22 protein-coding genes are annotated in these 25,824 nt (G+C 58.7%); 14 read left to right on the top strand and 8 right to left on the bottom strand.

Features of this window, described 5'->3' with window-relative positions; translation table 11 throughout:
• The first annotated feature begins 43 nt into the window (after window positions 1–43).
• From ACRRSD_RS02400 to msrA, 5 genes are all read left to right on the top strand, one after another.
• Complete coding sequence (locus ACRRSD_RS02400) at window positions 44–349, top strand: polymorphic toxin type 8 domain-containing protein (protein WP_435038569.1); 306 nt, start codon at window positions 44–46, stop codon at window positions 347–349.
• Window positions 350–359: 10 nt separating this feature from the next.
• Complete coding sequence (locus ACRRSD_RS02395) at window positions 360–788, top strand: SMI1/KNR4 family protein (RefSeq protein WP_435036949.1); 429 nt, start codon at window positions 360–362, stop codon at window positions 786–788.
• Between the two features lie 34 nt (window positions 789–822).
• Window positions 823–1,086, top strand: a complete 264-nt coding sequence (locus tag ACRRSD_RS02390) for a PAAR domain-containing protein (RefSeq protein WP_077572604.1) — start codon at window positions 823–825, stop codon at window positions 1,084–1,086.
• 53 nt (window positions 1,087–1,139) lie between these two features.
• Window positions 1,140–1,535, top strand: a complete 396-nt coding sequence (locus ACRRSD_RS02385; RefSeq protein ID WP_435036948.1) for a hypothetical protein — start codon at window positions 1,140–1,142, stop codon at window positions 1,533–1,535.
• Window positions 1,536–1,690: 155 nt separating this feature from the next.
• Entirely contained in the window at window positions 1,691–2,197 is a 507-nt protein-coding gene (msrA, locus tag ACRRSD_RS02380; RefSeq protein WP_435036947.1) for a peptide-methionine (S)-S-oxide reductase MsrA, read from the top strand.
• A gap of 105 nt (window positions 2,198–2,302) precedes the next feature.
• On the opposite strand, the gene ACRRSD_RS02375 is transcribed toward msrA, so the two are convergent.
• From ACRRSD_RS02375 to ACRRSD_RS02360, 4 genes are all read right to left on the bottom strand, one after another.
• Window positions 2,303–2,776 (bottom strand): hypothetical protein, encoded by a 474-nt coding sequence (locus ACRRSD_RS02375; protein WP_435036946.1) that lies wholly within the window; start codon window positions 2,774–2,776, stop codon window positions 2,303–2,305.
• Between the two features lie 111 nt (window positions 2,777–2,887).
• Window positions 2,888–3,538: a hypothetical protein gene (locus ACRRSD_RS02370; protein WP_435036945.1), complete on the bottom strand. Its 651-nt coding sequence runs from the start codon at window positions 3,536–3,538 to the stop codon at window positions 2,888–2,890.
• Between the two features lie 215 nt (window positions 3,539–3,753).
• Entirely contained in the window at window positions 3,754–4,545 is a 792-nt protein-coding gene (sseB, locus tag ACRRSD_RS02365) for an enhanced serine sensitivity protein SseB (protein ID WP_435036944.1), read from the bottom strand.
• A 228-nt stretch (window positions 4,546–4,773) separates the two neighbouring features.
• Window positions 4,774–6,900, bottom strand: a complete 2,127-nt coding sequence (locus tag ACRRSD_RS02360; RefSeq protein WP_435036943.1) for a TonB-dependent receptor family protein — start codon at window positions 6,898–6,900, stop codon at window positions 4,774–4,776.
• A gap of 188 nt (window positions 6,901–7,088) precedes the next feature.
• Here ACRRSD_RS02360 and ppk2 point away from each other — a divergent pair, with 188 nt between their 5' ends.
• Both ppk2 and ACRRSD_RS02350 read left to right on the top strand, forming a co-directional pair.
• Window positions 7,089–7,904: a polyphosphate kinase 2 gene (gene ppk2, locus ACRRSD_RS02355; RefSeq protein WP_435036942.1), complete on the top strand. Its 816-nt coding sequence runs from the start codon at window positions 7,089–7,091 to the stop codon at window positions 7,902–7,904.
• A 186-nt stretch (window positions 7,905–8,090) separates the two neighbouring features.
• Window positions 8,091–8,306, top strand: a complete 216-nt coding sequence (locus ACRRSD_RS02350; RefSeq protein ID WP_435036941.1) for a hypothetical protein — start codon at window positions 8,091–8,093, stop codon at window positions 8,304–8,306.
• 44 nt (window positions 8,307–8,350) lie between these two features.
• Here the strand turns inward: ACRRSD_RS02350 and ACRRSD_RS02345 are convergent, their stop codons facing one another.
• Complete coding sequence (locus ACRRSD_RS02345) at window positions 8,351–10,963, bottom strand: bifunctional diguanylate cyclase/phosphodiesterase (protein WP_435036940.1); 2,613 nt, start codon at window positions 10,961–10,963, stop codon at window positions 8,351–8,353.
• Between the two features lie 221 nt (window positions 10,964–11,184).
• On the opposite strand from ACRRSD_RS02345, the gene ACRRSD_RS02340 reads away from it, so the two are divergent.
• The 6 genes from ACRRSD_RS02340 to ACRRSD_RS02315 all read left to right on the top strand — a co-directional run bounded on the left by ACRRSD_RS02340 (window position 11,185) and on the right by ACRRSD_RS02315 (window position 22,863).
• Window positions 11,185–13,389 (top strand): OsmC domain/YcaO domain-containing protein, encoded by a 2,205-nt coding sequence (locus tag ACRRSD_RS02340; RefSeq protein WP_435036939.1) that lies wholly within the window; start codon window positions 11,185–11,187, stop codon window positions 13,387–13,389.
• Window positions 13,390–13,842: 453 nt separating this feature from the next.
• Complete coding sequence (locus ACRRSD_RS02335) at window positions 13,843–14,358, top strand: Hcp family type VI secretion system effector (RefSeq protein WP_008084998.1); 516 nt, start codon at window positions 13,843–13,845, stop codon at window positions 14,356–14,358.
• A 127-nt stretch (window positions 14,359–14,485) separates the two neighbouring features.
• Window positions 14,486–17,410 carry a type VI secretion system tip protein VgrG gene (locus ACRRSD_RS02330; protein ID WP_435036938.1) on the top strand — a complete coding sequence of 975 codons (2,925 nt, stop codon included), beginning with the start codon at window positions 14,486–14,488 and terminating at the stop codon, window positions 17,408–17,410.
• Window positions 17,407–22,134 (top strand): RHS repeat-associated core domain-containing protein, encoded by a 4,728-nt coding sequence (locus ACRRSD_RS02325; protein WP_435036937.1) that lies wholly within the window; start codon window positions 17,407–17,409, stop codon window positions 22,132–22,134. Before ACRRSD_RS02330 ends, ACRRSD_RS02325 begins: the two co-directional genes overlap by 4 nt.
• A gap of 5 nt (window positions 22,135–22,139) precedes the next feature.
• Complete coding sequence (locus ACRRSD_RS02320; RefSeq protein WP_435036936.1) at window positions 22,140–22,547, top strand: Imm1 family immunity protein; 408 nt, start codon at window positions 22,140–22,142, stop codon at window positions 22,545–22,547.
• 52 nt (window positions 22,548–22,599) lie between these two features.
• On the top strand, window positions 22,600–22,863 hold the full coding sequence (locus ACRRSD_RS02315; RefSeq protein ID WP_038369533.1) for a PAAR domain-containing protein: 264 nt from the start codon (window positions 22,600–22,602) through the stop codon (window positions 22,861–22,863).
• A 42-nt stretch (window positions 22,864–22,905) separates the two neighbouring features.
• On the opposite strand, the gene ACRRSD_RS02310 is transcribed toward ACRRSD_RS02315, so the two are convergent.
• The 3 genes from ACRRSD_RS02310 to ACRRSD_RS02300 form a co-directional block, all read right to left on the bottom strand.
• Window positions 22,906–23,400, bottom strand: coding sequence for a PaaI family thioesterase (locus ACRRSD_RS02310; RefSeq protein WP_435036935.1), 495 nt, complete (start codon window positions 23,398–23,400; stop codon window positions 22,906–22,908).
• Window positions 23,401–23,408: 8 nt separating this feature from the next.
• On the bottom strand, window positions 23,409–24,566 hold the full coding sequence (locus tag ACRRSD_RS02305; protein ID WP_435036934.1) for a GGDEF domain-containing protein: 1,158 nt from the start codon (window positions 24,564–24,566) through the stop codon (window positions 23,409–23,411).
• A gap of 147 nt (window positions 24,567–24,713) precedes the next feature.
• Window positions 24,714–24,962: a hypothetical protein gene (locus ACRRSD_RS02300; protein ID WP_095111980.1), complete on the bottom strand. Its 249-nt coding sequence runs from the start codon at window positions 24,960–24,962 to the stop codon at window positions 24,714–24,716.
• A 171-nt stretch (window positions 24,963–25,133) separates the two neighbouring features.
• Between ACRRSD_RS02300 and ACRRSD_RS02295 the strand changes: the two genes are divergently transcribed.
• Entirely contained in the window at window positions 25,134–25,778 is a 645-nt protein-coding gene (locus ACRRSD_RS02295; RefSeq protein ID WP_435036933.1) for an ATPase, read from the top strand.
• Window positions 25,779–25,824: the final 46 nt, after the last annotated feature.

Genomic DNA, 25,824 nt, shown 5'->3' with positions numbered 1-25,824 from the left:
TGGTGAGCCCTATGTGAACCCGGATGCACGCTGGCGCCAAGTGATGGAAGATCCGAATACACCGTCGTCAATGCGCGGCTGGATCAAAAATCAGGCAAGCCGTGTGGATGCTGGCAAGCAAGCCAATATCAAGGCACCGCCGGGTTATGAGCTGGCACACCGTCCACGGTTCGAGAATGATTCAGGGTATGACTATTCTCATGCTGATCCGATGCTTGCCGCTGATCACCGGGGAATTCAACACCGCTATTGGCGGAAACGAGGCGGATGCTGGACTGCACAAATGCCCAAGTCCGGCTACCCGGGAACGGGTAAGTTAAGTCTGCCTAAACGAGGGGCGCTGCCGTAACGGAGAATTTATGTCTAAGACACGTGTAATCGGTACATCGACAGACGCTATTCAAGCGGCAGAAAAGGAACTCGGCCGAACACTGCCAAAATCCTTTTCGGATTGGCTTTTGGCAAATAACGGAAAGTCCTTGGGGGCGTTAACGATATTTCCTGTGCTTGACGCTCGTGACCCACGGAAGACGTGGGAGTCGATCGTTCACCACTTTAAAAAAGACTGGCAGGAGTGGTTGGAGAATTTTTCCGATACCTCCACCGATTTCTCGGCACTTCTACCGTTCGCCGAATTTGGCACAGGGGACTATTACTGCTTCAACTATGCGGTAAAAGGGCAAACCGGAGAGCCTGTCGTTGTGATGTGGTCCCATGAAACGGGTGAGATTGATCAAGTGGCGGAAAGTTTTGCAGCGTTTCTTGCGATGCCGGGACGGCCGGGCTGATTGATTCCGGACCACAAGTCGAAGGAGTGACAACATGAAAGACGCCATTCGCTTGGGCGACTCCACCACCCACGGTGGCAAGGTGCTCGAAGCCTTCTCTCAGACCGACCTCAACGGCAAGCCGATTGCCGGTGTCGGTCACAAGGTCAGTTGCCCATTGTGCAAAGGCATATTCCCGATCGCCGAGGGCAGCAGCACCTACACCGTCGACGGCACGCCAATCGCCCTCGACGGCATGAAAACCGCCTGCGGCGCTGCGTTGATTGCGAGTGGTCCGAAAGGTGCCGTGATCAGCTAGGCACTCAATCATTCTGGATTCAATCAACTGCTGTAAACCTTAAAGGACTAAACATGAAATACACCGCTTTGATCCTCGCCATGACCGCAGCCTTGGGCACCGCCAGTTTCGCCCATGCGGAGGAGATGGATCCTGCAGCGCTGAAAAATGCCTACGACATGGGGCGCAACTCGGTTGGTTTGATCAACCACTGCGTCGACAAGGGATTCTTGAAAGCTGACAGTACTGAGAACGCCAAGAAGATGAGCGACTTTATTAAGGGCATGCCTGGACCAGTGGACAAAAGTGACGGCGACAAAATCGAAGCTCAGGGACGCAAGGGTGAGATGTTTATGAACGGTGAATACCAAAAGCTCGAGGGTAACCTGCCGCCGACGCTCAGTCTCAAGCAGTGGTGCGAACAGGCGGATCAAGGCATGCGTAATGGTTTGAAGCAAGTAGGTTTGTAAGTGAGTCCGACCTTGTGGCCAAGCTTGAAAAACGCTCGCTGATTGCGAGCGTTTTTTATTCCGCTGCAGGTGCTTGATGTAGTACCCCTTGGAATCCGCCAACCCGCCCTCATAATCATCGCTATACCCAACACCCCGAAGAGGAACGACACGCCATGACCACTCAAACGGAAACCGCCATTCTCGCCGGCGGCTGCTTCTGGGGCATGCAGGATCTGCTGCGGCGCTATCCCGGCGTGTTGCAGACTCGCGTCGGTTACACCGGCGGCGACGTGCCGAACGCTACTTATCGCAACCATGGCGACCACGCCGAGGCCATCGAAATCACCTTCGATCCGGCGGTGATCAGCTATCGACAGATCCTTGAATTCTTCTTCCAGATCCACGACCCGAGCACGCCCAACCGTCAGGGCAATGACCTCGGTCGCAGCTATCGTTCGGCGATTTACTACCTCAGCGACGAACAGCGCGATGTCGCTGAAGACACGGCTGCCGATGTTGATGCTTCAAAACTATGGCCGGGTCGCGTGGTGACCGAGATCGAACCGGCGGGGCCGTTCTGGGAAGCGGAGCCGGAGCATCAGGATTACCTCGAGCGTATTCCGAATGGCTACACCTGCCATTTCATTCGGCCGAACTGGAAGCTGCCGAAGCGCGGGTGAGGGGCACGCGCCGTTCTTTCAGCGACACTTCAGTGGTTTTAAGGCTGAATGAGTTTCCGACTTCGCGGGCAAGCCCGCGAAGAGGCGAGCGCTCATGGCGCCTTTTTAACCCTGCGCTTGATCCTTCAAATCATCCAGAGCATCGATGATCGCCTCATCGCTGTCGGCCATTGCATCTCGCATATCTTTAGCGAGGGTGCTCTGGACGGCCATGAATTTTTCGGCCAGATCGCGGCCCTTTTCCGAACTCAGGATGATCGTCATCGCCTGCTCGGGATGTTGGTTGGCGCGAGTCAGCAGGTCAAGCTCCTCGTTGTTGAAGTGATTGGCATAGATTTCTACGACCATGCCCTTCAGGTCGTCAGGATCGATGTTCTCTCGCACAACGTTGCGAATTTGCTCGTGTTCGAGCATCGGGTAGCGGGAGGCATAACCGCTGGACGCGGTCTCGACCATGCTGGCGTATTGTTTGGTCATGCCACTGGACTCGACGAACGCCTGCGCCTTGTCCTGGTTACCCCCACAACCTGCCAGTGCCGCTGCGACCAATACAGCAAGCATAATTTTTTTCATGCTCATGAGCATTTTTCCTTGAATGATCTGTAAGTGCGGAGAGCGCCACAAGTGTCCCTGTCTCTCACTCCAAACAGTGTTTAGGGGTAATGTGGAAGTGATCGAACAGTGTCGGCATTAATGCCGACTGACCTGCTTGAGCCAGTTCCAGAAGGGGTCGTTCGATTCGCTCACATCCATGCACTCTGTACCGCGGACCAGTTCCGCTGCGCGCGCCGGTACGCTCAGCCCGAGCGTTCGCTCGACGTGGCTTCGCAACAGAAGAGGCGGAGGAGGGTAATCGTCTTCGGCGTATTCTTTTTCGCGTACTTCATTCGGAGTCAGTTGAAACTGCTCCGGCCAGCAGAGCTCGTCGTAACCGATAGCCAACAGCCTCAACAAGTCTTCAGTCGTGTCGGTCAGGACGCAAAGCATCGTTGACCCGGACCCTGATCCCAGATGGACGAATCGCTGTTGCCCGCTGTTGTCCAGCCACAGCCCGGCCCACGAGCCATCCCCACCGGTTCTGAGGAATAGGGTCAGGCGCTGGTTTACGTCAGGATCATCGCTGTTAGTCCAGCGGGCGGTGTCGGCAGGTACTGGCAGGTAAAAAGCGGTTGTCGCCACATCGCTGTGTGCAGGGTCCGGATGCAGCGTCATGTAGCGCGTGCCATCGCGGTGACTGCGCACGCAGCCATGTTCTTCCAACAACTCAAGCGCTTGGCGAAGGCGTGCGGGCATTGGATTGCCAGCAGGGAAAGCGGCCGCCATTTCATCGGTGAAGTTCATTCATTTCCTGACTCGGTGGGCATTGGAGAGAGTGGCGTTGCGGTTCAAACGTCATCTTTTTTTCAAATCATCGACTTTTTGAAATCACACGACTCATGGATAGATTCGAGTCGCGAAAGTCCGCACAACTCATGAGCCGATCGAAAGGTCCAAGCTGTCCGGACTCGTAACCTCGACGGTCTCGTCCAGAACTCAAGGTCCCGGTGCATGTTCAATCACGCGTTACCAAACCCCAGAAAAGAACGCAGTTTATTACCCCACTTGCGCTCATAGAAGGGCGTGGTTTCCCTGAGAAAGTAATCACTCAGGCCAGCTTCACCTTGGGACACCCGGCACAAATCAACCGGCTCGCCCTGCGGCGCGGTATCCCCGGCAACGTTTCCCGCCTCACGCATAACACGGTCAATATCGCCGTCCGCCTCGATACCCACGATCAAGTGTGGTTTTTCATCGACCGAGGTGTCATGCATCAATGCCAGAAACGCGCGCTTCACATTGGAATGTTTGGCTAGCAATTGCGCGAGCGAATGGACCATTTGGGATGGGTATTCGGTGGGCTGGCCGAGCAACACGTTGGTTTCTTTCTCGACCGTGCGTTGCGTGGCGGTCTGGCCAACGGCATCGGCGAGCAAATTGTGCACCTCTTGCGGGAAAAACTCTTTGCCGTACGGCGACTTCGGATTCAGACAGAGCAGGGCACCCAGTGTGATTTCGAATAACGATCGGGCGGGTATTTCGAGGTAGGACTGCTCGCTGTCGATGGACTGTTGCAGTGTTTGCAGTGACGAAAAAAACGGGATGACCGGTGTGCCGTCCGGTTTTTGCCAATGGGCGATGCTGATGTTGCTGCCGGCTTGGAGATTGACGTGGCCGTCTGTCTCTCCGGCGGTGCCGAGAATGTAAACGTTCGAATTCAACAGGGTGTTGAAAAACTCGGGACGATGTGCCGGTTCGTCGGCGGCCAGTTTGAGGCTTTTTTCCAGCAGGTTTTCTGGTTGGGTATCCATGGTGTTCATCCGTGACTCGGTCTAAAACAGAGCAAAGCGTCGATCAGTTACATCGACGCTGGTTCGACTGACGCCTTCGCGGGCAAGCCCGCTCCCACAGGTTTCCGGATCGCTCACAAGGTCGCGGTAAAGCGCAGCTCATTGTGAGAGCTGGCTTGCCAGCGATTGCGGTGGGTCAGTCAACTTCCTTGGCACAGCCTATCCGCCATCGCCAGCAGGAGGAAGGCTTCAGAGCAAACTCCACGAAACCCCGACATAAACCCCCATCCCTTCACCCGGCGTAGACCGCGCGGCATCCAGTCCTTTGTCGTCATACCCCGGCGTCACCGTGGCGGCGTAGTGCTTGTTGGTCAAATTACGCATATCCACCCAACCCTGCCAGTCACCTTTCGGCGCGTTGTAACCCAGCGTCGCGCCGAACAGTGCGTAAGGATCGGCGTAGTAACTGTTGGCGTAATCCACCGCAACTTTGGACACCAGTTGCGTATTCACCGCCGCAAAGAAGCCCTGCGGCCAGTCGTAGCGCAATTCGCCCTGGTAGTAATGCATCGGCAACCCCGGCAAGCGGTTGCCACCAAAACGATCATCATCGCGATAGTGGAAGTCGCTGAAGGTATACGCCTGACGCAAGCTCAACTGACGGCCATCGGCGGCCGACCAGAGTTTGCTGTTGAGGCTTGCCTCGATGCCTTGGTGCACGGTCGGGCTGGCGTTGAGCTCATACGGTGTGACAGCGTTGGGATCCGGCAACACCGACAACAATTCATGCCGTACTTGCGCGTAGTACCACGCCAGGCTCCATTCGCCGACGGCGCTGTCACCCCGGCCGCCCAGTTCCAGTGTGGTTGCGGTCTGGTTCTGCAGTTTGATCGGGTCTTTTTGCGTGCCGGTCGCAGCGCCGTTGCCCGCCGGGAAACGCACGTTGGAGCTGTAAATCAACGACCACGGATGCGGCGCTTCAACCGAGCGGCTGAGGTTGCCGAACACTTGCAGGTCCGGGGTGATCTGGTAGCGCAGGCCGAGACGCGGCGCGTAGTCCCAGTCGCTCATGCTGGTTTTGCCGCCGCTTTGCGGGTAGGTGACATCACTTTCGCGTCGGGTGTAGATGGCGGCGAGGCCGGTGGTCAGCCACAGGTCGTCGGCGATTTCCAGGTCGTTGCCCAAGTGCAGCACGGTGTCCGAACCCTGATACGTGAAGTTGCGCATGCGCGTGCCTGACGCATAGCTGGCGGTGTTGCCGGTGGGGATGCGCACGAACTCGCTGGCGCCGTCGTTGGGCAGGTGTTTGGTCACGCGCAGGCCGACGTTGCTGCGGCTTTCCATGCCGAAAATCGTGTCGCGGCGTTTGTAGTCAAACGTGCCGCTGACGTCGGTGTAGGCGACCTTCAAGCGGTTCGGGCCTTCGCGCAGGTCCATCGGATAGTCGTGATAAACGAAGCCGGTCTGGATGCTCGAATCGTCATCGATGTAATAAGTGGTCTTGTTGCCGATGAAGGTGCTGCCCGGCTGTTTGCGGCTGTCATCGCGCGCCACGTAGGACGGATTGGCCGCGCGAGGCGAGTGTTCGATGGAGTGCTTGGTCACACGCCCGGCGAGGTCGTTGTCGGTTTCGCGGTAGCGAATGTAGAAGCGCGTTTCCAGATTCGGGTTGAAGCGATAGCCGAAATTGGCGATCACGCCTTTGCTCTCGCTGGCGGTGTGATCCTGATAGCCGTCGGCGTTGGAATCGGTCAGCGACACGTAGTAGTCGAAATCGCCGAGCACTTGCCCGGAACTGACCTGGCGCTGCTGATAGCCGTGGCTGCCGGTGGCGTAGCGCACTTGCAGTTTCGGCGCGTTGTAGCCGGTGTGACTGACGTAATCGATGGCGCCGCCCAGCGCCAGCGAACCGCGATCAAAACCGTTGGCGCCGCGCAGTACTTCAACGTGATCGACCCACAGCGGCTCGAGCAATTCATACGGCGTGCCACCCGGGCCGGTCAGCGGCAGGCCGTCGAGCATCGTGTACAACCCCGACGCATGGGCGCCCGGCGCACGGTTGATGCCCGAGCCACGGACCGAGATTTTCACGCCTTCGTTGCCCGCCGACTGCGCATAAACCCCGGGCTGATACGCCAGCACATCCTGATTGCTCGCCACGCGGCCCTGCAACGGCTGACGGATGTCGACCACGTTGGTACCGCCGGGCACCTGATCGAGGCGGGCCTTGGCGTCCTCAACAGAGACATCACTGCCGTTGCGATCCTCGGCCGAAATCAGCACTTGCCCCAGTTCCAGACCTTGAGTCTCGGCCATTGCCGGGCAAGCAAGGGCCAAGCCGAGCAGGGCGGTGGGCAGGGATTTGGACGCGGGCATCGAGAAAACTCCAGGCAGACAAGGGCAGGGCAATGAACAGTGCGACGCCATAAAGAACGAAGGAAACACATGGCAATTTGGCTTTTTGCCCGGCCATGGCAATCAGCACGGCATGAACTAACCTCACGTGTCTGGGTTTTCCCGTCAATCAACATTATGTTGCCGCATTCATTGGAGAGGGCTTGGTCATGGCAAAAGACAAAAAGAAGGTCGCCAAGGCGCCCGAACGTCCGAAGCTGAAAAACAAGGATTACCTCGAGCAGTTGCGCAAGCTGCACGTCGAGCTGGTCAAGTTGCAGGAGTGGGTGATTGCCAAAGGCGTCAAGGTCTGCATCGTTTTCGAAGGCCGCGATGGCGCTGGCAAGGGCGGCACGATCAAGGCGCTGACCGAACGCGTCAGCCCGCGTGTCTTCCGCGTAGTGGCGTTGCCGGCACCGACCGATCGCGAGAAAAGCCAGATGCATGTGCAGCGTTATTTGCCTCATCTACCGGCGGCGGGCGAAGTGGTGATCTTCGATCGCAGTTGGTACAACCGCGCCGGTGTTGAACGGGTGATGGGCTTTTGCACCGACGAACAGGCAGACAAATTCCTCAAATCGATTCCCTGGGTTGAAAACGCGATCGTCGAGTCCGGGGTAATCCTGCTCAAGTACTGGCTGGAAGTCAGCCCCGAAGAGCAGACCCGCCGGCTTGAAGCGCGCATCAATGACGGTCGCAAGACCTGGAAACTGACACCCATGGACCTTAAGTCCTACAGCCGCTGGTACGACTACTCACGGGCGCGGGATGAAATGTTCAAACATTCCGACACCGAACACGCGCCGTGGCTGGTGGCCGACTCCAACGACAAGCGCCGTGCGCGGCTGAATATCATCTCCGATGTGCTCAACCGCATTCCGTATAAGGAGGTGACGCGCGAAAACATCGAGCTGCCCAAACGGCAGAAACCCGGCAAGTACCGCGATCCGGATTATCCGTATAAACGCGTAGCGGAAAAGTTCTGAACAGTTGCACCAGACACAATGGGGGGCCGGCCAGCACAAATCCCTGCAGGTGTCGGTGATTATCCAATATTGCGGATCCCCTTTAGTCCAGAGCCTTTAGAAGTCAGCAGTCCATCCGTCGACTGCGCTGAACCACCGCGATCTCGTTTCTTTCTATCAAGGGAGTCCTTCACGAGGTCATTCCCGATGTTCGATCAGCGCAAACAACAAAAACTGGCGGCATGGCGAAAACTGGCGACGCAATCGCAGATGCGTCTGGACCCGGAGCAGCAGTACGACGAACTGCTCAAGGCAGCCGATGAAATGGAGGAGGAGGGGCTGATCACCAGCGCCGAGTGGCGGCAGCTGGTGCGGGATGCGGGCAATGTGTTTACCAATGACTCAGGTTCAACACACGGTTGAAGGTGCCGCGAACGGCTATTGCGGTTGCTCCGCCGCTTAGCCGTTCAAGTCACACGACCCTTTTTCGACTTCAGCTGTGCACCTCTGGAATCGTGCAGCAACCGCGCAAACGCTGCTTTGTCGATCGGCCGACTCATGAAGTAACCCTGCACCTCATTGCATTGATCGACCCCGAGAATGTCCAGCTGCTCTTCGGTCTCGACGCCTTCGGCGGTCACGGTCAGGCCCATGGCCTTGCCCAGGCCGATGATCGCCTGTACCACCGCGCGATCATTGGTGCCGCTGCTGATCGAGGCGATGAAGCGCTTGTCGATCTTGATCCCGTCGAACGGATAAGCACGCAAGTAACCGAGCGACGAGTAACCGGTGCCGAAGTCGTCCATGTTAAGGCGTACACCCAATTCCTTGAGGGCGTTCATGGTGGTCAGCGCGCCGTCGGTGTCGTTGAGCATCACGTTTTCGGTGATCTCCAGTTCCAGGCGACTGGCCGGCAGACGGGTTTGCACCAGCACTTCACGAACATCCTCGACTACATCGCTGAGGGCAAACTGCGCGGGCGACAGATTGACCGAGAGCAGAATGTCCTCCGGCCAGCCCAGCGCGGTTTCACAGGCTTCGCGCAGCACCCAGCGACCGAGCGGGACGATCAGGTCAGTCTGCTCCGCCAATGGAATGAACAAGTCAGGCCCCAGCAAGCCCTTGGTCGGGTGTTGCCAGCGCACCAGCGCTTCGACCGAAACGATGTGCTTGCCATCGACCTTGTAGCGCGGCTGATAGTGCAGGACGAACTCGTTGTGCTTGAGCGCATGACGCAGGTCGTCTTCCATCTGTCGGCGCGTCTGGATCTGGTCGCTCATGTGCGCTTCGAAATAGCACCAGGTGTTCTTGCCCTCGGACTTGGCCTGATACAGCGCGATGTCGGCATAGCGGATCAGATCGCTGGCGACGAAACCGTGGCGACGGCTGAGCGCTATGCCGAGACTGGCACCGATGTGCAGCGGATGCTGTTCGTAAAGAATCGGTTGATGCAGGCTGCCGATCAACCGCGTGCAGAATTTATCGATTTCGTTGTGACTGTCCATGCCATTGAGCACCACGACGAATTCATCACCACCGAGGCGGGCGACGATGTCGTGTTCGCGGGTGCATTCACGCAGACGGGCGGCGACTTCCTGCAGCACCGCGTCGCCGGCCGGGTGGCCGAGGGAATCGTTGATCGGTTTGAAATTGTCCAGATCAATCATCAACAGCGACAGCGGTGGCGCGTGTTCCTTCAGCAGCAGTACTTCATCCAGGTAACGGGCCAGTTTGTTGCGGTTGGGCAGGCCGGTCAGAGCGTCGTGCATCGACAGGTGCTGGATCTGCGCATGGGCGGCGACCTCGTCGGTGATGTCGCTGGCGGTGCCGCGATAACCGACGACGCTGTCCTTGGCGAAAATCGGGCGCGCGGAGAGCCGGCAGTGACGCGGCTGCCCGGAGTGGTCGCGGTAAGTGCAGCGCAAATCGCCGGCGCTGTTTTCGTCGCTGAGTTTGCGCAGCCACAGCTCCAGCGGAGTGGTGTCGCACGTCAGTAACTCACCGATGTTCTGGCCCAGCCACAGGGCTTGCGGGTAGCCGGTGACTTCGCTGAAACGGGCCGACAGGTAGGTTAGCGACAGTTGCCCGTCAACTTCCCAAATCCAGTCCGACGCGGCCTCGGCGACCGCGCGAAAGCGTTCCTCGCTGGCTTCAAGCGCATGGTTGGCCGCTTCGAGTGCCAGATTCGAGGCCTGCATCGCGTCAATGCTGTTGTCGACGTATTGCGACGAGCGTAGCGCGTGGCGGAAAAAGTAAGCCGTGAGCAACATCAACACCAGGAACGTCGCGCCGAGCGGCGGCACCAACGACCATAACAGTTGCTGGCCGGGGCGCTGCAGGTCGGCGACCAGGCTGTAGCCGGTGCTGTCGAGTGGCACGCGGGGCTGACCTGTTTCGATGGTGGCATCCGGCGCCAGGGTCAGGTTTGTCAGGCCATAGCCGCTGCCGATCTTGCGCAGTTTGGTCGGGGTCAGCTTGTCGACAAACACCAGCACCGAGGTGTTTTTCAGCTCGTCGAGTGGACGTTCATCATTGGGAATGATTGCGGCAGCGGTGACCAGTGCCGGCCAGCCTTCGAACAGCGAATAGCTGCTGACCGGTTTGGTCAGGTCGGGCTGAGCCAGTACCTGCTCGACCAGCGCCGAGGCGGACGCTTGCAGCACTGTGGACACGTTGGTGTCGACCATTTGCCCGCGAATGACCGCGTATTTGCTGCGGTTGCGATCCAGCACGAACACGCCGTCATAACCGTCGCTGGTGAACAGGGTCTTGCCCATGTTCTGCTCGGTGTAGGCCCAGTTGATATCGACCGGCCCGCTCAAGGCTTCATAGGCTGTGGTCCAGTAGGCGTAACTGGTGATGTAGTTTTTTGACGTGGTGATGCGGTTTTCCACGGCTCGCGCGGAATAGAACTGGTTCTGCTCAAGATCCTTGGCATCGAGGGAATTGGCGATACCAAGCAGGGTGCTGATCGCGGCGACAACCCCCGCGACAAACAGCGCACCGATGGCAATCGCCAAACGGCGGGTCACAGCGCGTTGCGGAGTAGGAATTGGCGGCGCAGCGAGATTAACGGCCATGTGCTCGTCCTTGATCCGGTGTCTTCTGAATCTAGAACAATGGGGCGGCCACAATGTTCAGATTGTTGTTATATGGCATTGCCTGGATTTGTTGAAAGTGTAGCGAATCTGGCGGAATTTCCAGCATGGCCGGCCAGCGGCGAATCCCGAAAGGGCAAGACTTCCCGCGCAAAAACCGGATAATGGCCGCCATTCGTTTAGCCGTATTCTGGTAATCCCGCATGGAAATCAAGGTCAACTTTCTCGACAACCTTCGACTTGAAGCCAAGTTCGACGACTTCACGGTGATCGCCGATCAGCCCATCCGCTACAAAGGTGATGGCTCGGCACCGGGGCCGTTCGACTACTTTCTGGCGTCGTCAGCGTTGTGCGCGGCGTACTTTGTGAAGCTGTACTGCGACACGCGCAACATCCCCACGGAAAACATTCGCCTGTCGCAAAACAACATCGTCGACCCGGAAAACCGCTACAACCAGATCTTCAAGATCCAGGTGGAATTGCCGGCGGACATCTCCGAGAAAGATCGTTTGGGCATCTTGCGTTCCATCGACCGTTGCACGGTGAAGAAAGTCGTGCAGACCGGCCCTGAATTCATCATCGAAGAAGTCGAGAACCTCGATGCCGATGCCCAAGCGCTGTTGATGCCGGTGGCCGGTTCGGACGCAGGTACTTTCATCGCCGGCAAGGACCTGCCGCTGGAACAGACCATCGCCAATATGTCGGGCATCCTCGCCGACCTCGGGATGAAGATCGAAATCGCATCATGGCGCAACATCGTGCCCAACGTCTGGTCGCTGCACATTCGCGATGCGCACTCGCCAATGTGTTTCACCAACGGCAAGGGCGCGACCAAAGAAGGCGCACTGGCGTCGGCGCTGGGCGAGTTCATCGAGCGCCTGAACTGCAACTTCTTCTACAACGACCAGTTCTGGGGCGAAGAAATCGCCAATGCCGAGTTCGTGCATTACCCGGACGAGAAGTGGTTCAAGCCTGGGCCCAAAGACGAGCTGCCGAGCGAAATTCTCGACGAATACACCCTGAAGATTTACAACCGTGACGGCGAGTTGCGCGGCTCGAACCTGTTCGACACCAACTCCGGCAACACCCAGCGCGGCATCTGCTCGCTGCCGTTCGTGCGCCAGTCGGACAACGAAGTGGTGTACTTCCCGTCCAACCTGATCGAAAACCTCTACCTCAGTAACGGCATGAGCGCCGGCAACACCCTCGCCGAAGCGCAGGTGCAGTGCCTGTCGGAAATCTTCGAGCGCGCGGTCAAACGCGAGATCCTCGAAGGCGAAATGGCCCTGCCGGACGTGCCGCAAGAAGTGTTGGAGAAGTACCCGAGCATCCTCGCTGGCATCAAAGGCCTGGAAGAGCAGGGCTTCCCGGTGCTGGTCAAGGATGCGTCGCTGGGCGGTGAATTTCCGGTGATGTGCGTGACCCTGATGAACCCGCGCACCGGCGGCGTGTTCGCCTCGTTCGGTGCTCACCCGAGCCTGGAAGTGGCACTGGAACGCAGCCTCACCGAACTGTTGCAGGGCCGCAGTTTCGAAGGCCTCAATGACTTGCCGCAACCAACGTTCTCCGGTCAGGCCGTCACTGAACCGAACAACTTTGTTGAGCACTTCATCGATTCCAGCGGTGTGGTGTCGTGGCGTTTCTTCAGCGCTAAGGCAGATTTCGAATTCGTCGAGTGGGACTTCTCAGGCGCTGGCGAAAACTCCAACGCCGAAGAAGCTGCGACGCTGTTCGGCATCCTCGAAGACATGGGCAAAGAAGTCTACATGGCGGTCTATGAGCACATCGGTGCCAAGGCCTGCCGCATTCTGGTGCCGGACTACTCAGAGATCTATCCGGTCGAAGACCTGATCTGGGACAACACCAACAAAGCCCTGCAATTCCGCGCCGACATCCTCAACCTGCACAACCTCAGCAAAGTCGGCCTGCGTAACCTCGCCCAAGGTCTGGAAAACAGCGAGCAGGACGATTACACCGAGATCACCACGCTGATCGGCGTCGAGTTCGACGACAACACGCCGTGGGGCAAGCTGACCATTCTGGAACTGCGCCTGCTGATCTGCCTCGCCCTGCAGAAGTACGAGCAGGCCAAGGATCTGGTCGAAGCTTTCCTGCAATACAACGACAACACCGTTGAGCGCGGTTTGTTCTATCAAGCGGTCAACGTGGTGCTGGAGATGGAACTCGATGAAGACCTCGAGCTGGAAGACTACGAAGCCAACTTCCGCCGGATGTTCGGTGACGAGCGTATGGATGCAGCGATTGGCTCGGTCAACGGCAGCGTGCGCTTCTATGGCCTGACGCCGACGAGCATGAAGCTGGAAGGGCTGGATCGGCATTTGCGCTTGATCGAGAGCTATAAAAAGCTGCACACGGCGCGGGCGAATGTGACGGCTTCCTCACACTGATTACATTATTTCCGCTGACCAGAAAAGCCAGGCAGTTGCCTGGCTTTTCTTTACGCGCGATGTTTTGCGTATTCTGCAAAAACGCGTTGATACGACCTCAACGGGAGTAAGGCTATCTGGAGGTTTTTCGTCGAATGACGATAAAAACGCTTTTTGGCAACTGCGCAAGAAGTTGCGCAGTTGTTTCCAGAAAACATCCCTGAAAACCGCTACAGGCCACGCCGTTCAAGGCGTGCAGCCAAGTGCGCAACTTCTTGCGCAGTACTGCGCAAGAAGTTGCGCACTTACGACGACTCTTCCTGGCTGCAATAGCTACTTCTGTTGAAGTTGTTTACACAAGTTGTTGATGAACAATGGCAATGTAATGACTGGCATGAAAGTTGATATCTCCAGACTCGCACCGACAGGCAATGGTGCCTGTCGCTTGTGTCTTTTGAGCAAGGAGAGCATTCCATGGCAACCCCCGCGTATATGTCCGTCACTGGCGAAAAACAAGGTCTGATCACTGCCGGCGCATTCACCGCCGACTCCGTTGGCAACACCTTTCAAGAAGGCCACGAAGACCAGGTCATGGTGCAGGCTTTCACCCACGACGTGATCATCCCGCGTGACCCGCAATCCGGTCAGCCAACCGGTCAGCGCGTGCACAAGCCAGTAGTGATCACCAAGGTCTACGACAAGGCTTCGCCGCTGCTGCAAGCGGCGCTGACTTCCGGCGAGCGCATGAGTGAAATCGTTATCCAGTGGTACCGCACTTCGGCGCAAGGCACCCAGGAGCACTACTACACCACCAAACTGGAAGACGCGATCATCGTCGCCATCAACAACAAAATGCACAACTGCCAGGATCCAGGCAACGCGCATTTCACCCACCTGGAAGAAGTGCAGTTCACCTACCGCAAAATCACCTGGACCCACGAAGTTTCCGGTACTTCGGGTTCCGATGACTGGCGTGCTCCAGTCGTTTAATTACGGCTGATGGTTGTACCGCCTCGACCGGTTATGCCGGTCGAGGCATCTTCATTACTTAAAGAATTTACGTTGCCAGCTCCTTTAAGCGCTGGCGACCGTCGCAGCACTGCGCGAGGAACAAGGGATGTTCTCACCGGCCAACCAGCCTCATTTCAATTTGACCGTCGATGGTATCGACAGCGATTTTCAGGTGCTGTCGTTTACCGGTCGTGAGGCCCTCAACACGCCGTTCGAATTCGAGCTGGAACTGGTCAGCGAAAAGGCCTCGATCAACCTCGAAAGCGTGCTGCACAAACTGGCGTTTCTTCAGCTGTCGCCGAGCGGAACCGGCATTCACGGGCTGGTCTACAGCATTGCCCAAGGCGAGGCGGGCAAACGCCTGACGCGTTACAAGATCTCCCTGCGCCCGCAACTGGCGTACCTCGCGCACCGGGTCAATCAGCGCATCTTCCAGCAGATGACCGTGCAGCAGATCATTAGTCAAGTGCTGGAAGAACACGGCATCCTTGCCAGCGATTACCACTTCCAGCTCAGCGCGATTTACCCTGAGCGCATCTACTGCGTGCAGTACGACGAGTCGGACCTCGATTTCATCCAGCGCTTGTGTGAAGAAGAGGGGATTCACTACCACTTCCAGCACACGTCCAGCGGCCACAAGCTGACATTCGGCGATGACCAGACGGTATTCCCGAAACTGGCGCCAGTGGCCTATCAGCAGGACTCGGGACTGGTCGCCGACAAACCGGTGGTCAAGCGTTTTGGTTTGCGTCTGGCCACCCGCACCAGCCGCACCACGCGGCGCGATTACGACTTCGTCAAACCGAAGATCGAGCTGGAAAGCGACGCCAAGAGTTCGGCTCAGCCGGACCTTGAAGACTACGATTACCCGGGCCGTTTCGTTGATCGCGAGCGTGGCAAACACTTGGCCAATCGCGCGCTGGAACGTCATCGCAGCGACTATCGTCTGGCCGAGGGCAACAGCGATCAGCCGATTCTGGTCAGCGGGCATTTCCTCGCCCTGACCGAACACGCCAATCCGACGTGGAACGATCTTTGGCTGCTCACTGAAATCTTCCACGAAGGTAAACAGCCTCAGGTGCTCGAAGAGTCGGTGACCAGCGATACCACCGACAATAAAGACGATTTCCACCAGGGCTACCGCAACCGCTTCAGCGCCATCCCGTGGGACGTGCCGTACCGTCCGCCGCTCGATCACCCGAAACCGAAAGTCCTCGGCACGCAAAGTGCGGTGGTCTGCGGCCCTGAAGGCGAAGAGATCTACTGCGACCAATACGGCCGGGTGAAGGTGCAGTTCTTCTGGGACCGCGAAGGCAAGCACGACGACATGACCAGTTGCTGGATGCGCGTCGCATCGAGCTGGGCGGCCGAGACCTTTGGTTCGATCAATATTCCACGGGTCGGCATGGAGGTGTTGATCACCTTTCTGGAGGGCGATCCTGATCAGCCGCTGATCACCGGTTGCCTGTACCACGGCGCCAATCTGCCGCCGTACAAGCTGCCGGATTTCAAGACGCTGGCCACGGTCAAGAGCAAGGAATACAAGGGCAGCCGCGCCAACGAACTGCGCATCGACGACACCACCAGCGAGATCAGCATCGCGCTGCGCAGCGACCACGGTGCGAGTGCGATCAACCTCGGTTACCTGACCCATCCGCGCCCTAGCGGTGGCCAGCCGCGCGGTGAAGGTTTCGAACTGAGAACCGATCGCCACGGTGCGGTGCGTGCCGCCGCCGGTTTGCTGATCACCACTGAGCCGCGTCCGAACGAATCCAAACACCACAAGGATCTGCCGGAAACCGCTGAACGCCTCGCCACCGCCAGCGATCAGCAAGACGGTTTCGCGGTGCAAGCCAAAGAGTTGCAAGCCCAAGAGGCGGGCGATCAGGACGACGTCGCCAAAGCGCTGCACGCCCAGCATCAAGGCGTGCTCGGCTCGGGTCCCGCCAACCTTACCGCCAACGAATTCCCGGAATTCACCGAGCCGCATCTGGTCCTCGCCAGCCCGGCCGGCATCGCCCTGACCACGCCGCGCTCCAGCCACATCGCCACCGGCGAACACCTGGCGCTGAGCAGCACCGGCCACACCAGTCTGTCGATCGGCAAACGCCTGCTCGCCAGTGCCAGTCGCGGCATGCGCCTGTTCGTGCAGAGCATGGGCTGGCGGCTGGTCGCAGCGTCCGGCGACATCGACGTGCGTGCGCTGAAGGACAGCATCAACCTGCTGGCCAAACTCAACATCACCGCCAACGCCGACCGCATCACCATCACCGCAAAAACCGAACTGGTGATCCAGGGCGGCGGCAGCGCCACCACCTACAACGCCGGCGGCATCACCCACGCCACCAGCGGCCCGTACACCGCGCACGCGGCGAACTTCGCCTACACCGGCGCGAAAAGTCTCGCCGGGGTATTCCCGGAACCGCCGAAACCGGGCAAGGGCAATCTGGAATTGTTCAACCAGTACGCCGGGCGCCAAGGCATCAAAGAGGGCGATTACGAAGTCATCGATGCCCTGGGCAAAAGCATCAAGGGCAAGCTCGACGGCAAGGGTTTCGCCAGCGTCGCCGGTGCTGCACCGGGGCCGGCGCGTGTGTTGTTCGGCAAGGATCCGGCGGACACCTGGAGCGATGGCAGTTACATCGGCAAACCTGAGTGGCCGTTGAATCCACCGGGGCCTGAAGAAGTGCCGAGCCAGGTGCAGGCGATGGTCGCGCAGGTCTTGCCGAGCAAGAGTTGGGACATGCTGGAGAAGGGCAAGGACATGGCGCAAACAGGGATGAGTGCGATGCAGACCGCGCAAGGCGCGATGCAAACAGCGCAGCAAGTGAAAGGCGTGGTGCAGGGCGGTGCAGCCGGGTTGCCGAAATTGGCGAGTGCGGCGTTGCCGAGTGCGTCGAGCATCCTCGGCGCCGCGAGCAAGAACGGCAAGTTGCCGAGTTTGCCTGCCGTTTCGTTGCCCAAAAACGCGATTCAAACGCCCGGCCTGAGTCCGGCCTCAAGCTTGCTGCCAGATGAGTTCATGTCATGACTACTCCGACTCCTGCGCCCGATAAAAAACGTGAACCCCAGGTTGCTGTCGTTCCGCTCAATACCATCGATATTCAAGACGTCGGTCGCGGCGCCGCCAAATTCGATGCCTGGCTGCAGTCGATCAGTGGCGGGGTTGTCACGCTCGACCGGGTGAAGAACGTTGCCGGCGCCTTGCCGGTGGTGGGTAACATCATGGCGCTGGTCGACGCCCTTGGCGACATCGTGACCCTGGCCAAAAGCAAGCAGCGCCAAGTGCTGGACTGGGTCAGCCTGGGGATCAACCTGATTGGCGTACTGCCGGCTCCTCCAACCATGGCATCGGCACGCATGACGCTGCGTCCGACATTGGGCCTGGTGCGCCAGGAACTGCGTAACAGCGCGAAGATGCTTCTGGGTGATTCGCTGATCGAAGTGTTGATCGGGCATTTGAACGCGACCATTGTCGGCACGATCGATGACTTCGTAAAACAGGCGCAGCCCAAACTCGCTGGCATTCTCGACGACGCTGGCAAACTGGGCCAGAGCGCGGTGAACGAGATTGCCAAGGGGCTGGAAACCGTCGTCAATGGCAAACTCGATGCCAAGGGCGACCTCAACGCTGCGGGTTCAAAGATCACGGCGGCGCGCAGCCAGTTACTGCATGACCCCAAAGCGGCCATCGGCAACATCTTCGGTGCAGCGTTCAGTGCCTACAAGGCCGCCGGCAAAGGCGTGGCCAACAGCGCAGCGAAAAACCTGCTGCCGGAAAAAGCCAAGGCATTGGTGCTCAGCAATACGTCCATGCTGCGGACTTTGGGCGTAGAGCTGCGAACACAATTGAAGAAGCTCAGCGATCCGGGTGTTCAACACTCCATCGGCTGGCTGTTGCAGATGCTCGGTGGCGCTGTGGTCACCTGGCGTAAGCGCAAGGCGCATGGTCAGAGTACGAACGTCAAACCCGGCACCACCACCCAGGCCAAGCGCAAGGCCGGGGAAGGTCAGCTTGAGATGCAGTCCAAGCAAGCCGGGGCGAAAGCCGACCCTAATTGCAGAAAAAACGTGGTGTGCCCGATTACCGCGCACAGCATCAGTTTCTCGATGGGCTCGGAGACTTTCCGTCACACTGATTTCAGCCTGCCGGGCCCGTTCCCGATCAACTGGACGCGCACGTATTACTCGCGCCTGGAGGCCTATGACAAAGGGGTCATGGGCGCTCGCTGGATTACCGAATTCACCACCCGTTTCGATCGCGTCGATGACGGCCTGGTGTTTCACGCGGCGGATGGACGTAGCCACAATTACCCACTGCCCAAAGTCGGTGAGGCTCATTACGACCCGGTTGAAAGCCTGACGCTGGTGCGGGTCGACGAAAACCGGCTGGTGCTGTGCAGCGGTGTCGAGCGCAAGGAAACCTACGTGCGCCGTGGTCAGCGTTACGTGCTGAGCGGTATCGTCCTGCGCAGCGGTGCCGGGGTCATGCTTCACTACGAACACCGTCATGACGACGAGGCGGTGTTGTCGGATCTGATTACCTACGAAGGCGATATCAGCAATGTCCACTTGCAGCTCGGCACCCTGCTCGACGCGCAAGGGCACCTGATCGGTCTCTGGGAAATTCGCGACGGTGCACCCAAGCGTCAATTGTGTGCCTATCGCTACGACGCCAGCGGTGATCTGATCCAGGCTCAGGATGAAAACGGCGCGGCCTGGAATTATCAATACCAGCACCATCTGGTCACGCGTTACACCGATCGCACCGGGCGCGGGATGAACCTGCAATGGCAAGGTCAGGGCGCCGATGCCAAAGCCGTCCGCGAATGGGCGGATGACGGCAGTTTCGATACCCGGCTGGAGTGGGACGAAAACATCCGTCTGACGTATGTCACCGATGCCCATGGCAACGAGACCTGGCACTACTACGACATCCTTGGCTACACCTATCGCATTCGGCACCCGGATGAACGCTCGGAATGGCTGTTTCGCGATGAGGCGAAAAACGTCGTGCGCCATGTGCACACCGACGGCAGCATCGACCGCTTCAGCTATGACGAACGGGGCAATGTGCTTGAGCATATTCGTGCCGACGACACCGTCGTGCATTTTGCGTATGACGATCAAGATCAGTTGATCAAGATCAGCGACGCCGAAGGCGGGCTCTGGCTGCGCGACTATGATGCTCACGGCAATCTGGAGAAAGCCATTGACCCATTGGGCAACCAGACCGAATACGCCTACACCTCGGCAGGCCTGCTCAAAGCGATCAAGGACGCCAACGGCGCCGAGAAGAAACTTGAATACAACGATGCCGGTCAACTGACGAAATATACCGACTGCTCCGGCAAGGCCAGTACCTGGGAGTACAACAGTCTTGGGCAGTTGATTTGCTTCACCGACGCGGCCGGGCAAAGCACCGAGTACCAATACCGTGCCGGCCAGCGTGTGCTGATCAGGCATCCGGATAAAACCGAAGAACGTTTCACTTACGATGCTGAAGGTCGTTTGCTGGCCCATGTCGACGGGCTGGACCGCTGCACCTCCTGGCGTTACACGGCTGCGGGGCTGGTGGCCGAGCGAGTGGATGCCACGGAGCAGACGTTGCGCTATCGCTGGGACCGACTGGGGCGGCTGACCGCCCTGGAAAACGAGAACCAGCAGCGGGTGCAGTTCGAGTACGATCCGGTGGGGCGCTTGCTCCATGAAACCGGCTTCGATGGGCGCAGCAAACACTATCGTTATGACACCGAGACCGGGCGATTAGCCTCCATTCGCGACGGCGAGCGTCTCACCGAATTCCAGTTCGACCCGATGAACCGGATGATCAGCCGTTTGGCGACGCTGGGCAGCGAGTCGCAAGCGGAAACCTTCGCCTACGATGGTAACGGCAACCTGGTGCTGGCCAGTAACGATCAGAGCCGCTTGCAGTGGTTCCATGACCCGGCTGGCAACCTGCTGCGCGAACATCAGCATTTTCTGGGGTTGGAAAAACCCGCGGTCGCGATCTGGCGACATGAATACGATGCGCTCAATCAGCGAGTGGCCACGCTGCGTCCGGACGGTCATCGGGTCAGTTGGCTGACTTACGGCAGCGGTCATCTGTTGGGCATGCGCCTCGATGAACATGACCTTATCGGTTTCGAGCGCGACGACCTGCATCGTGAAGTTGCGCGGCATCAGGGCAATCATCTGTTGCAAACCCAGCAGTGGGACCCCGCCGGACGTTTGCAGGAACAACTGCTGGGACGCGCCGACGATAAGCGCACTGTGCTCAAACGCGAGTATCAGTACGATGCGGCAGGTCAGTTGCGCGGTATTGACGACACCCGCCGAGGGACGTTGGCTTATCAATACGATCCGGTCGGTCGTCTGCTTCAGGCGAGCAGTCGCCTGGGTGTGGAAACCTTTGCCTTCGACCCGGCTGGCAATCTGCTCGACGATACGGCCCGGCAAACCCGACGCCCGCTGGATCAGGATCCGACCCGCAGCAAGCTTCTGGATAACCTGCTGCGCGAGTACGCCGGCACTCATTATGAGTATGACGAGCGGGGCAACCTGATCCAGCGCTGGCATAACGGCAGTTACAGCCGGCTGCGCTGGGATCTGTTCGACCGTCTGGTGCATTTTGACGACGCCCGTCTGGAGGTCGATTACGCCTACGATGCGCTGGGCCGCAGGGTTTACAAACACTCCCGTGCGCACTTTAAACAGCACCCTGAAGCCGGCTCTCAATGGAACCATCACGAATATGCACGCAAGCAGCGCGAGTCGGGTTGCGGCTTCACGTTGTATGGTTGGGACGGCGACGCTCTAGCCTGGGAGAGTAGCCTGGCACAGGTGGATGGTGACTATGGTCGTACCGTGCATTACGTGTACGAGCCTGGCACCTTTGTGCCTGTCGCTCAGGCGCTGCGGCATCAGGCAATCAAACTGTCGGAGCAGCCCGACTACAGCGACGAATATCGGCTGGACGATGATCCGTTGTGGAGTTACGCACCCAAGGCCCAACCGATCGATGAGTTGAGCTGGTATCAGTGCGATCACTTGGGCACGCCACAGGAACTGACTGACCAGCGCGGTGAAATCGTCTGGAGTGCGCAATACAAGGCGTGGGGCCAGGTTCAGGAACAGCGTTCAGATCGGGCCAGGCAACAAGGGCTGACGAATCCACTGCGTTTTCAGGGGCAGTACCATGACCATGAGACGGGCCTGCATTACAACCGCTACAGGTACTACGATCCGCAGGTCGGTCGTTTCATCAGCAAAGACCCGATCAGCTATGCCGGTGGCTTGAATCTTTATGCCTATGCACCAAACCCGACGGGCTGGATCGATCCGCTGGGCCTGGAAACCTGTGATCCACGGCAGCGACTGGCAGACCGCAGGAAAGCCTTGGGTCTACCCGTCGCAGGTTCTGCCAATGACACATCGACATTGTCTTTATTGAGGGTCAATGGTCAGAGTTTCGAGGGTATAAACTCAGGTGACCAGAATCCCAAGACGGCGATTACCCTCGACCGGGTAAATGCGCAAACCAAAACCCACGCGGAGGCTGAAGCGGTGCAACATGCCGTGAATGCGGGCATGGCAGGTAAAGCCGAAAGTGCCGAAATGTGGGTCGACCGCGATCCGTGCAAGGCTTGCGGGTTGCCGGGCGCAGGGGGCATTCGTTCACTGGCTCGAAATCTGGGATGTAATATTACCGTGCATTCACCCAGTGGCAGCCGAACTTACACACCAACGAAGTAGTGATCATGAAGCTGGAAAAAATCATAGAAGACGAAGCAAACGGCGCGGCTTTCAAAGAGCGAGAGCACTTGAGTCCCGACCGCGCAAAGGTACTCGCAACTCTGGATCGACTGGATGGAAAGGCGTTCAGTTCGACACTGTTTTTGCTCGATGACGAAAACTACATGAGCGTGGGCGGGGGGAACGACCATCGCTATGTTGTGTTTATCGCGGTAAACGTCGACGAGAAGCTTTACACACTGACCATTCCTGATGCATCAAGCGATGAGACGGTTGATGTCGTCGTCGGTGGGCAGTCCGGGAGTTACCCGAAAAACCAGGTTGTCGACAAAGAAAGTGCCCGGAAAGCGTTGCTGTATTTTTGCGAACACGGCACAGCGGACCCGGGATTGGCGTGGGAGATTGAAGACTGAGAGGGCGAAGGTCAGACCTTCGGGCCTGATTGAACGGCAAAGGAGTGATGCTGTGAAAGACGCGATTCGCTTGGGTGACTCCACCACACATGGTGGCACGGTCCTTGAGGCATTCTCTCGAACCGATCTCAATGGCAAGCCCATTGCCGGTGTCGGACACAAGGTAAGCTGCCCTCTGTGCAAAGGGGTTTTCCCCATCGCTGAGGGCAGTAGCACTTACACCGTTGATGGCACGCCTGTGGCGTTGGACGGCATGAAAACCGCTTGTGGCGCCGCCCTGATTGCCAGCGGCCCCAAAGGGGCTGTGGTCAGTTGAACAGTCGCCAGGGCCTGCCGGTAACGGTTCGACAAGCCAGGTTTATCGCCCGTGTGCCGCGTCGGCCAATTGCCCGGTATCGACCCGCACAAACACCGAATCGCCCACCGCCGTCAGCACTTCCCCGGCAAACACCTCGCAGATCACCCGGGTCTTGCGCCCGACGTCACCCTCGACTTTCGCGCGCAGCGTCAGCGTCACGCCCATCGGTGTCGGCTTGATGAATTTGATGCCGAGGTTGCCGGTGACGCAGTCGATGCGCGGCAGGCTGTCGGGCTCGCGGTTTTCTGCGCGGTAGTGGTACGCCATCGCCGTCCAGTTGGAGTGGCAGTCGACCAGCATTGCGATCAGGCCGCCGTAGACCAGATCCGGCCAGCCGCAGTATTTGGCCTCCGGCAGATGCTCGGCGATAACGTGCACACCGTCTTCATGCCAGTGGCTTTTGACGTGCAGGCCGTGCGGGTTGCGGCCGCCGCAGCCGTAGCAGATGCCTTCGGGGGCGGCGCGGTCTTGCAGGGGCGTATCGAGGCTGGACATGGTTTTTATTATCCTGGTGTGGTGAGTCCGGTCAGGCGCAGTCGATTGCGACCGCCGCGTTTCGATTCGTAGAGTGCCGCATCGCCTTGTTCAATCAGTGCCGTCAGGTTGGCGGGCGGGTAGTCGAACAGGCTGGCGCCGATGCTCAGGGTCACGGCGGCGGTGGTGGGGAATGTCTGTGAGGTGGTGCTCAGAAACTGCTCGCGCAGTGTGTTGCCCAGTTCCATGACGCGCTCACTCGATGCGCTGCTGAGCAGGATGACAAACTCGTCGCCGCCCAGGCGCGCCGTCAGTGCATTGCGCGGCAGGACCGAGCGGATCATTTCGCTCAAGGCGATGAGCAAGCGGTCACCGGCGGTGTGGCCGTACTGGTCGTTGACCAGTTTGAAGTTGTCGATGTCGATCAGCAGCAAGGCGCCGGGATGCTCGGGCGATACGTGTTCGAGCAGGCGCGGCGCACGCTTTTCCAGGGCGCGGCGGTTGTACAGGGCGGTCAGCGGATCACGCTCGGCGAGGCGGGCGATCTGTTTTTCCCGGCGGTAACGTTCGGTGCCGGTCATCGACAGGGCGATCAACATGATCGCCATCGCGCCTTCGACCAGGGAAATCTGAATGATCTCGCCACGAAACGCCGCCAGATCGATCAGCGTGCCGGGGATCACCACGGTCAAGGCTTTGGCCACATAGAAGATCCCGTGACCGAGCAAAACGTAACGCAACTGCACCGCGCCCACGCTCAGCGACTTGCCGTGGGGGCGCAGCAGTGAGCTGGCCTTGAGCGTTGCCAGCGCCACCAGCAGAGAATTGGCGGCGAGCATGACTTTCGACCACAGCGGCCCGTCCGGCAACAACAGCATGACCAGCCAGGTGGCGAAGATCAGATACCAGGCCGGCGACAGCCGTATCTGGGTAAAGCGTGCCACGCCAAGCAGGAACAGGAAGTGTGCGGTCACCAGCAAGCCGTTGGCGAACCAGATGCCGATCAGCAGAAAACCGCTGCTGCGCAGCAGAGCCAGGGTGGAACCGACGGTAATGGTGGCGAAACCGGCGCTCCAGAACAGTAGCGAAGGCTCACGAATGCTGCGCCATTCGATCGCCAGATACAGCGCGGCGGCGGCTGCGAGGGCGATGGAAATGGTCAACATCGTAGGTGGGTCGAGCGGCATTTCTGGATGAGCCTGTCTGATTGGCGGTTAGACCGGCGATTGTAAGCGTTCGGGCGGTTTTTTCGCAGAGGTCGTGTTGCCGCGCAGACCACTGGCAGCGGGGAGGGCGCGGTTGCTGGCCGCCGCCCTGATCATCGCGCCGATCGGTCATTGCTCGGGCGTGAGCCAGGTGTCGACGACCCGACGGTCCAGCTCTTCCCAGTAGGCCATGCCCAGCACGCGGGTGGTGTTGAGCCCGCGCAGGTAGCCGCGCAGCTGGTTGGCGGTGTCGGTGATGATCTGCGGGTCGGTCGCGTCTTTGTTCAGCAATACGCTTTCGTACTGAACCAGATACTCGGCCACGCGCTCGCGGAAATCGGGCAAAACGGCGTCTCGGATCAGGTCAAACGTTCTCAAGGCGAACTCCTCATTTCATGTTTTTCTCGTTGTGATTGAGTGTGTATCAGTCTGCACGTCGCGCAACTATTGCTAGAAGTAATAGTGACCATCACGAAACGCAAGTTCTGCTTTGTCGGCAATCGGCGGAAAATTGCCTCCATCGAACACGCCGCTCAAGGAATCTGCGCGATGAAGACAATGACCCGACTGGCTTTGGTCGCCCTGCTGGCAGGCGGCGCACTGTTCACAGCACCGACTTATGCAGCCGACACCGGGTCGTGTCACTTCCAGACCCTCACCGGCAGCAGTGCGACGTTGCAGCATTCGCAAACCGTCGGCGTGTTGCTCAGCGAGAACACCCTCGACAACCTGCAATACCTTGAGCGTTACCACGACATGGCGGTCAACGGCGCGAAAGATGCGCTCGACTCGCGAATTCGTGAAGCCTTTGTCAGCAGTTCCGATCCGGAACTGGCCATCGACTGGCTGGTGAGTTCATTGCAGCAGCAGTTCTTGTCGGTGACCGTTTACGACAACCTCGATGCCTTGGTGCAGGCGCATCCGGACGTGGTGGTGAAACTCGACACGTTCAATCGGCTGCTGACCCAACGTAACAGCCTGGTCGAAGCGCGGTTCACCGCACGTTTCTACGACGCCGACCTGCAATACATCGGCAAGGCAGAAGGCGCGGTTGAGAAACAGTTGCCTTCGGTGTGGGTGCATAACCAGGCGCCGCCGGCCATTGCTGCACAAATCGACAAGCAGCGTGACTTGCAACTCAACGCCTTGAAGCAATTCGATGTGTCGCTCAAGGCGCTGGTGGCGTCGAGCTGAACACTCAAAACATAAATGGCGACGGCGGCTCCGTGAGGCTGAACCG

Origin of the sequence: Pseudomonas neuropathica (assembly GCF_051174785.1) — a bacterium.
Taxonomy (GTDB): Bacteria; Pseudomonadota; Gammaproteobacteria; order Pseudomonadales; family Pseudomonadaceae; genus Aquipseudomonas; species Aquipseudomonas neuropathica_A.
This window is presented reverse-complemented; position numbering and strand designations above follow the sequence as displayed.